Origin of the sequence: Benzoatithermus flavus (assembly GCF_037908215.1) — a bacterium.
GTDB classification, from domain to species: Bacteria; Pseudomonadota; Alphaproteobacteria; order Geminicoccales; family Geminicoccaceae; genus Benzoatithermus; species Benzoatithermus flavus.
Genome location: NZ_JBBLZC010000018.1, coordinates 62,362 through 74,197 on the forward strand (window position 1 = coordinate 62,362; position 11,836 = coordinate 74,197).

General features: G+C 68.4%; 8 protein-coding genes. 4 read left to right on the forward strand and 4 right to left on the reverse strand.

Annotated features, from left to right (window positions below):
• The first annotated feature begins 84 nt into the window (after positions 1–84).
• The 3 genes from U1T56_RS16855 (at position 85) to U1T56_RS16865 (ending at position 6,045) form a co-directional block, all read left to right on the forward strand.
• Positions 85–3,561 (forward strand): indolepyruvate ferredoxin oxidoreductase family protein, encoded by a 3,477-nt coding sequence (locus tag U1T56_RS16855; RefSeq protein WP_418160656.1) that lies wholly within the window; start codon positions 85–87, stop codon positions 3,559–3,561.
• Between the two features lie 118 nt (positions 3,562–3,679).
• Complete coding sequence (locus U1T56_RS16860) at positions 3,680–4,795, forward strand: TRAP transporter substrate-binding protein (RefSeq protein ID WP_418160657.1); 1,116 nt, start codon at positions 3,680–3,682, stop codon at positions 4,793–4,795.
• 146 nt (positions 4,796–4,941) lie between these two features.
• Positions 4,942–6,045, forward strand: coding sequence for a TRAP transporter substrate-binding protein (locus U1T56_RS16865; protein WP_418160658.1), 1,104 nt, complete (start codon positions 4,942–4,944; stop codon positions 6,043–6,045).
• Positions 6,046–6,070: 25 nt separating this feature from the next.
• On the opposite strand, the gene U1T56_RS16870 is transcribed toward U1T56_RS16865, so the two are convergent.
• Positions 6,071–8,020, reverse strand: a complete 1,950-nt coding sequence (locus tag U1T56_RS16870) for a TRAP transporter large permease (RefSeq protein ID WP_418160659.1) — start codon at positions 8,018–8,020, stop codon at positions 6,071–6,073.
• Between the two features lie 21 nt (positions 8,021–8,041).
• Positions 8,042–8,608, reverse strand: a complete 567-nt coding sequence (locus U1T56_RS16875) for a TRAP transporter small permease subunit (RefSeq protein ID WP_418160660.1) — start codon at positions 8,606–8,608, stop codon at positions 8,042–8,044.
• 571 nt (positions 8,609–9,179) lie between these two features.
• On the opposite strand from U1T56_RS16875, the gene U1T56_RS16880 reads away from it, so the two are divergent.
• Complete coding sequence (locus U1T56_RS16880) at positions 9,180–10,223, forward strand: hypothetical protein (protein ID WP_418160661.1); 1,044 nt, start codon at positions 9,180–9,182, stop codon at positions 10,221–10,223.
• A 105-nt stretch (positions 10,224–10,328) separates the two neighbouring features.
• Here the strand turns inward: U1T56_RS16880 and U1T56_RS16885 are convergent, their stop codons facing one another.
• Together U1T56_RS16885 and U1T56_RS16890 are read right to left on the reverse strand one after the other, a co-directional pair.
• On the reverse strand, positions 10,329–11,099 hold the full coding sequence (locus U1T56_RS16885) for a DUF2182 domain-containing protein (protein WP_418160662.1): 771 nt from the start codon (positions 11,097–11,099) through the stop codon (positions 10,329–10,331).
• 11 nt (positions 11,100–11,110) lie between these two features.
• Entirely contained in the window at positions 11,111–11,755 is a 645-nt protein-coding gene (locus U1T56_RS16890) for a DUF1326 domain-containing protein (protein WP_418160663.1), read from the reverse strand.
• Positions 11,756–11,836 lie beyond the last annotated feature (81 nt).

Sequence of the window (11,836 nt, forward strand, 5' to 3'; positions counted from 1 at the left end):
ACATTTCCGCCCGTCGGTCATAGACTTCCGCGCAAGGCAGGTACCGGCGCGCCCTTCGCGCCGCAGGCAGGCTAACGGATCGACATGCTCGCAGCCCCGACCATCGATCGGCACTATACCCTCGACGACCGCTACCGCCGCACTTCCGGCCGGATTTTTCTCACCGGCATCCAGGCCCTGGTGCGATTGCCCTTGATGCAGCGCCGGCTCGACCGGCTCCAGGGTCTGAACACGGCGGGCTTCGTCACCGGCTATCGCGGCTCGCCCGTGGCCGGACTCGACGAGGCGCTGGTCCAGGCCGAGAAGCTCCTCGCGGAGGAGAACGTGCGCTTCGAGCCCGCGATCAACGAGGCGCTCGCCGCCACCGCGATCCTGGGCACGCAGCAGGTCGAGAGCGAGCCGCGGCGCAAGGTCGACGGCGTGTTCGCGCTCTGGTACGGCAAGGGCCCCGGCGTGGACTGGGCCGGCGATGCCATCAAGCACGGCCACGCCTATGGCAGCTCGCCGCACGGCGGTGTCCTCGTCGTCGCCGGCGACGATCATGGCGCGGTGTCCTCGACCATGTCGCACCAGAGCGATCAGGCCTTCGTCGCCTGGTGGATGCCGGTCCTGAACCCGGCCGGGATCGCCGACTATCTCGACTTCGGCTTGTGGGGCTGGGCCGCGTCGCGCTTCTCCGGTGCCTGGGTCGGGTTCAAGGCGATTTCGGAGACGGTGGAATCGGCGGCCACGGTCGAGCTGTCCGACCGCCTGCCCGTGTTCGTGACGCCGACCGACTTCACCCCGCCACCGGGCGGGCTGCATTTCCGCTGGGTCGATCCGCCCTCGGTCGCGATCGAGGAGCGCCTGGCGGCGAAGCTGGAGGCGATCCGCGCCTTCGCCCGCGCCAACCCGCTCGACCGGCTCGTGGTGCCGGCATCTTCGGCGCGGCTCGGCATCGTCACCGTCGGCAAGGCGCACGGCGACGCGATGGAGGCCCTGCGCGAGCTGGGCTTCGCCGAGCGCGACCTCGCTGCCATGGGTGTCCGTATCCTGAAGGTGGGCCTGAGCTTCCCGCTCGAGGGCGACGGGATCCGCCGCTTCGCACGAGGCCTGCGCGAGATCCTGGTGATCGAGGAGAAGCGGCCTCTGGTCGAGGGGCAGATCAAGGATCTGCTCTATGGTCTCCCCGAAGCCGACCGACCGGCCGTGCTCGGCAAGCGCGACCGCGAAGGTCGGCCGCTTCTGCCCGAGACCGGCGAGCTGCGCCCCCATAAGCTCGCACCACTCCTGGCCGAGCGGCTCGAGGCCAACGTGCCGGGCCTCGACCTCGGCCTGCGGCTGAAGCGGATCGCGACCCCGCTCGCCGAGGCCCCGCTCGTCCGCCGCACGCCTTACTTCTGCTCGGGCTGCCCGCACAACACCAGCACGCGGGTGCCCGAAGGCAGCCGCGCCTTCGCCGGCATCGGCTGCCACATCATGGCGACCTGGATGCCGGGGCGGAACACGGCGGGTGTGACGCAGATGGGCGGCGAAGGCGCCACCTGGGTCGGGCTCGCCCCCTTCACCGACACGCCGCACGCCTTCCAGAACCTGGGCGACGGCACCTTCTTCCACTCCGGCCAGCTCGCGATCCGCCAGGCGGTCGCGGCCGGAGTCAGCATGACCTACAAGATCCTGTTCAACGATGCCGTCGCCATGACCGGCGGCCAGAAGATGGAGACGAAGGGGCTCACCGTTCCGCAGATCAGCCGGCAGGTCTTCGATGAAGGCGTGAGGCGGATCGCGGTCGTCACCGACGAGCCCGAGAAATATCGCGGTATCACGGGCCTCGCCGAGGGGACCACGATCCATCACCGCCGCGAGCTCGACGCCGTGCAGCGCGAGCTTCGCGAGTACAAGGGTGTCTCGGTCCTGCTCTACGATCAAACCTGTGCCGCCGAGAAACGCCGCCGCCGCAAGCGGAACGAGTATCCCGATCCGCCGAAGCGCGCCTTCATCAACGAGCTGGTCTGCGAGGCCTGCGGCGACTGCTCGAAGAAGTCGAACTGCCTCTCGGTGGTACCGCTTCAGACCGAGTTCGGTACCAAACGCGCCATCGACCAGTCCTCCTGCAACAAGGATTTCTCGTGCATCGAGGGCTTCTGCCCTTCGTTCGTGACGGTCGAGGGCGGGCGCTTGCGCCGGCCGGCCGGCCTCGCCGGTTCCGAGGTGGAGGCGGCGCTGGCGGCCCTGCCGCTGCCGACCCTGCCCGCGATCCGCGACACTTACGAGATCCTGGTCACCGGTGTCGGCGGCACCGGGGTCCTGACGCTGGGAGCACTCCTCGGCATGGCGGCCCATCTCGAGGGGCGGAATGCCACCGTGCTCGACTTCACGGGTCTTGCCCAGAAAGGCGGGGCGGTGCTGGCGCACGTCCGGCTCGCAGCCCCCGGAACTGGGCTCAACCAGGGCCGGATCGAGCCCGGCGAGGCCGATGCCGTGCTCGCCTGCGATCTCGTCGTCGCCGTGGGCAGCGAAGCGCTCGGCACCATGCGGCAGGGGACCACGCGCGTGGTCGCGAACGAGCACGTCCTGCCCACGGCCGATCTCATCCGCGATCCGCGCGCGCGCATCGACGCGGGCCTGCTCCTGCGGCGCCTGGCGCAGGCCGTCGGGCAGAACCGGGTCGAGAGCCTCGATGCGCACGACCTCGCGCTCGCGGTCACGGGTGACGCGATCGGTGCCAACCTGCTGCTCATGGGCTATGCTTGGCAGAAAGGACTGCTGCCGGTGAGCCTGGAGGCGATCACGCGCGCGATCGAGCTCAACGGTGTCGCGGTCGAGGCCAACCGCCGGGCCTTCGCTTTCGGCCGGCTCGCCGCGCACGATCCCGATCTCGTGGCGCGGCTGACCGGCAGGGTGCCCCGGCCCGAGCCCGACCTCGAGACCCTGGTCGAGCGCCGGCGCGCGTTCCTGGCCTCCTACCAGAACGAGGCCTATGCCGCCGACTACGCCGCGTTCGTACGCCGCGTCGCCGAGGCCGAGCGGGCGCTAGGTGCTAGCGACCGGCTGCCGCTGGCCGAGGCGGTGGCGCGGAACCTGTTCAAGCTCATGGCCTACAAGGACGAGTACGAGGTCGCCCGGCTCTACACCGAGGGCACGTTCCAGCGCCGGATCGCCGAGACCTTCGAGGGTGACGTGCGGCTCAGGTTCCATCTGGCCCCGCCGCTCCTCGCAAGGCGTGATCCCGTCACCGGCGAGCCGCGGAAGAGCACGTTCGGGCCCTGGATGCTGCGCGCGATGGCGGTCCTGGCCCGCGGCAAGGCTCTGCGCGGGACCGTGCTCGATCCGTTCGGCTGGACCGAGGAGCGCCGGCTGGAGCGGCGTCTGCGCGACGAGTATCGGGCCACGATCGCCTCGCTGCTGCCGGGCCTCGCGCCCGAGAACCACGGGGTGGCGGTGCGGATCGCGAGCCTGCCCGACCTGGTGCGCGGCTTCGGCCACGTGAAGCGGCAAAGCGTCGAGCGCTACGAGAGCGAGCGCGCGGCGCTGCTCGCCGAATGGCATGCGCCGGCGCCTCTGCCGCTGGCGGCGGAATAGGTGCTACGGCCGGTTGCCAGGATCGGACCGGAACTCTAAGTTTCCCGGCGATTTTCGCCGGCTCGAAGCGGGAAGCTGGGCCCCGTTCCGCGAATCCGATCTGCTGGAGGCAACGAAGATGACCGACCGTCGCAAGTTCCTGAGCGGTGCCGCGGCCACGTCCGCGGGCGTGGCCGCGGCTGCCGTCACCGCCGCATCGAGCTTCCCGAAGCCCGCGATCGCGCAGAGCACGCCCGAGCTGAAGTGGCGGCTCACCTCGAGCTTCCCGAAGTCGCTCGACACCATCTACGGCACGGGCGAGACCTTCGCAAAGGCCGTCTCCGACCTCACCGACGGCAAGTTCCAGATCCAGGTCTTCGCCGCGGGCGAGATCGTGCCGGGCCTGCAGGCGGCGGATGCCGTCACCAACGGCACGGTCGAGATGTGCCACACCGCCTCCTACTACTTCGTTGGCAAGGACCCGACTTTCGCGCTGCCCGCCAACATTCCCTTCGGGCTGAACGCACGCGGCCAGGTCGGCTGGCTCACGACGGGCGGCATGGATCTCGTCAACGAGTTCCTGGCGAAGTTCAACCTCCACGGCATCACCTGCGGCAACACCGGCGCTCAGATGGGGGGCTGGTTCCGCAAGGAGATCAAGACCCTCGCCGACCTCAAGGGCCTCAAGATGCGCATCGCCGGCATCGCCGGGCAGGTGATGCAGAAGATCGGGGTCGTGCCGCAGCAGATCGCGGGCGGCGACATCTATCCCGCGCTCGAGAAGGGCACGATCGACGCCGCGGAATGGGTCGGGCCCTACGACGACGAGAAGCTCGGCTTCGTCAAGGTGGCCCCCTACTACTACTATCCCGGCTTCTGGGAAGGGGGCCCCTGCCTCCACGTCTTCGTCAACAAGCAGAAGTACGAGGAGCTGCCGGCGAGCTACAAGGCGGCGCTCAAGGCCGCGGGCGATCTCGCCACGCTCTCGATGCAGGGCAAGTACGACCTCCTGAACCCGCAAGCGCTCAAGAAGCTGGTGGCGCAGGGTGCTCAGCTCCGGCCGTTCTCGGCCGAGATCCTGGAGGCGGCCTACAAGGCGGCGCAGGAGGTCTATGCCGAGATCTCGGCCAAGAACGCCGACTTCAAGAAGATCTACGACCACCAGATCGCCTTCCGCAACGATCAGTATCTCTGGTGGCAGGTGGCCGAGTACACCTTCGACAGCTTCATGATCCGCGCCCGCGCCAAGGGCTGAGCGGACACCATCGCGCCTTGCCGCGCCCGCCTCGGGGCGGCAGCCCCGAGGCCCTTTCTTTTCCTCTCCCCTCGCATAAGGCTTGCATTGTGCGCATGAGGGGAATGCGCAATGATGCCGCCTGTCACGCGAGGCAGGAGAGGAATATGGCAAGAAGAAGAAACGTGCTCGGCGGGGCGGGCGCGGCCGTGGCGGTTGCCGCCACGGCATCGGCTTTTCCCAAGCCGGCGATCGCGCAGAACGCGCCCGAGCTGAAGTGGCGGCTCACCTCGAGCTTCCCGAAGTCGCTCGACACCATCTACGGTGCGGCCGAGGTGCTCGCGAAGGCGGTCGCCGACATGACCGACAACCGGTTCCAGATCCAGGTCTTCGCCGCGGGCGAGATCGTGCCGGGCCTGCAGGCGGCGGATGCCGTCACCAACGGCACGGTCGAGATGTGCCACACTGCCTCCTACTACTATGTCGGCAAGGACCCGGCCTTCGCGTTCGGCACCGACGTGCCGTTCGGGCTCAACAGCCGGATGCGCAACGCTTGGCTGCTCGAGGGCGGTGGGCAGGAACTGCTCAACAAATTCTACCAGAAGTACAACATCCACAGCATCCCTTGCGGTAACACCGGCTGCCAGATGGGCGGCTGGTTCCGTAAGGAGATCCGCACCCCCGCCGACCTCGACGGCCTCAAGATGCGCATCGGCGGCTTTGCCGGCCGGGTGCTGCAAAGGCTGGGGCTGGTGCCGCAGCAGATCGCGGCCGGCGACATCTATCCTGCGCTCGAGAAGGGCACGATCGACGCCGCGGAATGGGTCGGGCCCTACGACGACGAGAAGCTCGGCTTCTACAAGGTGGCGCCCAACTACTACTACCCCGGCTTCTGGGAGGGCGGCCCGACGCTCCATCTGTTCATCAACGCCGGCAAGTGGGCCGAGCTGCCGAAGAGCTATCAGGCGATCCTGGTCAATGCCGCGCATCAGGCCAACACGATCATGCAGGCGCGCTACGACCGGCTGAACCCGGCGGCGCTCAAGCGGCTCGTCGCCAGCGGCGCCCAGCTCCGGCCGTTCTCGCCCGAGATCCTGGAAGCCGCCTTCAAGGCGGCGCAGGAGGTCTATGCCGAGACCGCGGCCCAGAACCCCGACTTCAAGACGCTCTTCGAGAGCATGGCCGCCTTCAGGAGCGACGAGTATCTCTGGTGGCAGGTGGCCGAGTACAGCTTCGACAGCTACTCGATCCGACTGCGCGCCAAGGCCTGAGCCGGACCCGACACCCGCGGCCGGCCTACTGGCCGGTCGCGGGCGGGGTGCCTCCGTCCTGCTGCGGTGGCGCGGGCTCCGCCGGCGGTGCCAGGCCCGGCGGGGGTGCGAGATCGGCGGGCGGGGTCAGGCCGGGCAGGCCGCTGCTGCCGGGCCCGAGGTCGAGCGGCGGCAGGCCCTCGATCTGCGGGATGTCGAGCTGCTTGATCTCCTCCGGGTTGATGCCGGTGCCGGCCCCTTTGTAGTGCATCACCATGCCGGGGAACGCGATCACGAGGCCCACCATGACGACCTGGATCACCACGAACGGCACCGCGCCCCAGTAGATCTGGCCCGTGGTCACGGGCTCCATGCGTCGGCCGGTGATCTTGTCGAGATAAGGCGCCCTGGGCGCCACCGAGCGGAGATAGAATAGCGCGAAGCCGAAGGGCGGGTGCATGAACGAGGTCTGCATGTTCACGCCCAGGATCACGCCGAACCAGATGAGATCGATGCCGAGCCGGTCGGCCGCCGGGCCGAGGAGCGGCACGATGATGAAGGCGAGCTCGAAGAAGTCGAGGAAGAAAGCGAGGACGAACACGAGCACGTTCACGAACAGAAGAAAGCCGATCTCGCCGCCCGGCAGGGAGACCAGGAGCTCCTCGACCCATTTGTGGCCGTTGACGCCGTAGAAGGTGAGCGAGAAGACGCGTGCCCCGATCAGGATGAAGACGACGAAGGCCGAGAGCTTCGCGGTCGAATCCATGGCCTGGCGCAGGAGGCTCCAGGAGAGGCGGCGCTTGAACAGGGCGAGCAGCAGCGCCCCGGTCGCTCCCATGGCTCCGCCTTCGGTCGGGGTCGCGACACCGATGAAGATGGTGCCGAGCACGAGGAAGATCAGTGCTAGCGGCGGCACCATCACGAACACGGCCTGCTCGGCCAGGCGCGAGAGCAGGTGCAGGCGCGAAAGGTGGTTCAGCGCCGCGATCCCGAACGCGATCGCGACCCCGATCGACATCATGATGACGACGTAATCCGCACCCGCCTTCACCGCGACGTAGCGCATGGCCCAGCCGGCGAGGACGGTCGCGATCGCGATCACGAGCACGAGCGAGACCGTAAGCGTCGCGACTACGGCCCGCATCGGCGCCGCGAGCAGGACGATGAGAATCAGGAAGCACAGAATTCTGGCCGCATCGGGACCGACCCCGGCCCAGGCCAGAGCGGCGGCCGGCCAGTCCGCGGTGCCGGCGAGCAGCCAGGCGAATCCGGCCGCGACCAGGACCGCCACGGGCAGGATCGCCCGGCTCTTCAGCGTCTCGGGCTCGCGCAGGCTCTGTGCCTCGAGCGGCAGGGCCGGAGCCGCCTTGGGTGCGAGGATCGTCGCGAGCAGGACGTAGCAGGCATAGAGTCCCGTGAGCACGATGCCGGGGATGAAGGCGCCGGTGTACATGTCGCCCACCGAGCGGCCGAGCTGATCGGCGAGCACGATGAGGACCAGGGACGGCGGGATGATCTGGGCGAGCGTGCCCGAGGCGGCGATGACGCCGGTGGCGAGCCGGCGGTCGTAGCCGTAGCGCAGCATGATGGGCAGCGAGATCAGGCCCATCGAGATGACGGAGGCGGCGACGACGCCCGTGGTGGCGGCGAGCAGCGCACCGACGAAGATCACGGCATAGGCGAGGCCGCCGCGCACCGGCCCGAAGAGCTGGCCGATCGTGTCGAGCAGGTCCTCGGCCATGCCGGAGCGCTCGAGGATCAGGCCCATGAAGGTGAAGAAGGGGATGGCCAGGAGCGTGTCGTTGGTCATCACCCCGTAGACGCGCTCAGGGAGCGCTTGCAGGAAGTCGGTCGGGAACAGGCCGAGCTCGATGCCGAGAAAGGCGAAGGCGAGGCCGTTGGCGGCGAGCGCGAACGCTACCGGGTAGCCCAAGAGCAGCAGCACGACCAGCGCCGCGAACATGATCGGCGCCATGTTGTGGATGAGGAATTCCATGTCCGGCTCCGGGTCCCGTGCTCAGCCCGCGTGCTCGTCGGCGATCATGTCGTGGCCATGGCCCGATTCGCCGTGCGGGTCCGGGATCGCTCCCTGCATGACGGCGATGCGCTTGATGATCTCGGAGACGCCCTGGAGGAAGAGGAAGAAGAAGCCCAGAGGGATGAGGAGCTTGGCCGGCCACTGCGGCAGGCCGCCGGCGTTCAGGGACTGTTCGTTGATGCGGTAGGAGCCGAGGAAGAACGGGATGCCGTCGAAGATCATGATGACGACGAACGGCATCAGGAACAGGACGTGGCCCAGAAGGTCGATCCAGTCGCGCACCCGCTTGGGCAGGAGGTTGCTCACGATGTCGATGCGGATGTGCTCGTTCTTCAGGAAGGTGTAGGCGGCGCCCAGCATGAACACGGCGCCGAACAGCTGCCATTGCAGCTCGAGCCAGGCGTTCGAGCTGACGTCGAAGAGCTTCCTGATCACGGCGTTGACGGCCGAAATCAGGACCGCGGCGAGCACCAGCCAGTAGACGGTCCTGCCGATGGTCTCGTTGAGCCGGTCGATGCCGGCGCTGAAGCGCAGTGCCGCATCCAAAGGCGCATTCTCCCCTGCTGTGGTTCCCGGGCCCCTTGCGCACGGGCCGCTCCGAGGCTGGCGAGGCGAGCATAGCAGCCATGCGCGGCGACTCACAGTGGGGGCGGGCACGGACGGCCTCGAGTCTTCACGCGAATTCGTTCGTGGAATTTTCGAGCGAAGATTGCGATCGGGTTCGTTCGGGGCGGAACTCGAACTTTCAAGAATTATAATCCTATGATGGCGCCCGAGGCGAGATCGCTTATCAAGAGCATCCGTCAGCGACGGGTCCTCGACGATCCTCTCCCTAGCGGTGTCAGCGAGCGCGCCATCTCCACAGCCCCATCGATCGGCGACAGCAAGGAGCGGCCTTCCCGCTCCTTTCCATTTCGATGCAGCCGATGATTCGAAGATTCGCGCCGGTCATCTCGGTGAGAAGAACGAAACGCCCAGGATGCTCGGAATAAAGCAGCCGGAACGGTGTTGATGTCAGTGACCGATCCTCGGCGATATGCTTGTGAACCGCCTGCGCAGGGCTGGCCGAGGCGGCTGATTTGTCCTGTTATTTCATTGAGATCGTGGGAGAAGGATCATGAAGGATTTGACAGCACGGACGACCGCGGCCGGCAGCACCGCTCGTCGCCGCCGTGTCCTGGGCCTGGCCGGGCTCGCCGCGACCGGCCTGATGGCGCTGCCTGGCGCATCACAGGCCGCGGAGGAAGTCGTGCGGTCCGGGCATCCGACCCGGCGCGACATCGCGATCCTGCGGTTCCTCGCCGCTGCGGAGCTGGTCGAGACCGACCTCTGGCAGCAATATGCCGAGCTCGCGGTCGGCAATCCCGCTTATCGTGAGGCGCTGGAAGCGATCGACGACGATCTGCCGGTCTATACCGTCGATATCACCGAGGACGAGCTCAGCCACGCCGAGTTCATCAACGCCTTTCTCCGCTCGGTGGGTGCGGAGCCCGTGAACCTCGACCCGTTCCGGACGATCGAGCCGCCCCGCGTCCAGGGGTTGCGGCCGACGCGACGCCTCACGAACCTCACGGCGCTCACGATCGACACGAGCTATTACACCCGCTACCAGAGCATGCGGAACCCGGACTTCGGCGCGACCTTTCCGCAGATCGCGACGATCCGCGACCAGCCCGCGATTCCGACCGCGGATGGGCTCAGCGACCGGATACTCGCCGGCATCGCTCGCGTGGCGGCGTTCCATTTCCCTTCGATCGAGGTGGCCGGCACCAGCCTCTACGACCAGTTCGTTCCGTTCGTCGCCAATCGCGACGTGCTGCGGATCGTGAGCTCGATCTACGCGACCGAGGCCATCCATTATGCCATCTTCCGCGACTCGCTCACCGGCGTCTCGGCGTTCCGAAGCGGCGACGGCAAGCTGATCGTCCCCGACCTGACCGAGGGCGGGCACGGCTCGGCGCACGTCATGCCCAAACGCTGCGACTTCCTCGACCGGCGTTTTCCGACCTGCTCGGTGATCCGCCCCTCCTCGCAGGAGAAGGCCGGGGCGCAGGCCGTAGCCAGAGGGCTCACCGCCTCGAATCTGTTCAAGGGTCAGTCACCGGCCTTTTTCAGGGCGCTGTCCAGTTTGGCCAGGGCAGCCGACGGGGGCGCGGCGTAGAGGCCACCGCCGGATTTCCCGCCGTCGTGACGCCGGAGACCTGCATCGCCCGCTCGGGCAGCCGGCCAGGGGACTGCCCGCGGGCAATCGGGCAAAGGGACGGGCTCACGCTGCCTGCCAGAGGAGCAGGCAGCCGGCGGCCAGCAGGAGGAGGCCGGCGGCGCGGCCGAGCCGGTCGCCGTGGGGGCCGAGCTTCTCGAGCAGGACGTAGAGGGCGAGAGCGCCGATCCAGAACGGGCTCATGACGCCGCCCACGAACAGGAGCGCCATGAGCAGCCAGCAGCAGCCGAGGCACCAGGCGCCGTGCACGACGCCCATGCGAAGCGCGCCCATGGCACCGGGACGCCAGTGCGTCGCGACGAAGGCGAGCGGGGAACGGCAGTGGCGCAGGCAGGCCTGCTTCAGCGGGGTGAACTGGTAGAAGCCGGCGCCGAGCAGGAGCGCGCCGGCCAAAGCGTCGCCCGCCGTCATGCTCATGGAATCGACGAGGCCCGTGCGCTCGAGCGCCCACTGCGCCGCGGTGGCGGCGAGGCTGAACAGGCCCCAGATGCCGAGATAGCCCGCCGTGGCGAGCACGAGCGCCGGGTAGGGCCAGGCCGCGGGCTGGCGGCGGCGCTGCGTGGCAGCCTGCAGAAGCAGGATCGGGGCGGCGGCGGGGAGCATCATGGCCGCCATCATGATCCACCACATCAGCAGCATCATCATGGCGTGGCCGGGCGTCCAGGCCATGAACATCGGCATGGGCATGTCGTCGTCCGCCACCCGGCCGGCCGTGAGCAGCCAGACCCAGGCCAGGGTGGCGACGGCAGCGAGCCCGAGCGTGGCGAAGAGGCGGTCGCGGCGCACGGCCGCCTCGATCAGGGCAGCGGTGGTCACGACGGCGGCCTTCAGGCGTGGGCCGGGCCGTGGCGGGTCCAGTGCAGGCGGGCGAAATGGGCGTGCCGGCCGGACCAGGCGAGGGCGATCGGGGCGGCGGCATCGGTGCGGACTTCGCTGCTCGCGTACTCGGCCTCGTGGTACTCGAAGCCGTGGGGCAGGATGACCCGGGCCTGGTGCGGCTCGCCGGTGACGGGATTGCGGATGGGCGCCACCTCGGCCGCGACGAGCCCCGCGACGCTGAAACGGCCTTCGCGCCTGGCGATGTCGGCTGCGAACTCGATCCGGCCGCGCATGGGCTCGTGATAGGTCTCGACCACGTTCGAGAACACGTTGAAGATGATGGCGCCGGGATCGGTCTCCTCGCCGCGGAAGATGGCATGGACCGCGGCGCGCTGCGCCTCGTCGGCGCGCTCGTCGACGATCAGGGCGGCCTGCCCGTGCCCTTCGTGGATGGCGCCCGGAAAGGCGAACAGGGCGACGAAGCGGATGCCGTCGAGCGGGGTGTCGCCGAACCGGCCCTTCTCGATCGCGAAGGCCGCGGTGGCGTGGCAGTTGCCCCGGGTCGGACGGGCGTTGAACTGGCAAGGGCAGCCCCAGTCGCAGTTGCAGGTGACGATCTCGACGCCCTCGAGCTCCCAGTCGATGCCGCTCATCGTCCTCGCCTCTCTGACCAGCGGTCGGACCAGGCCGACCTCGGCCGAGTATAATACGCCGTGACATACGCTGCCGCCAGC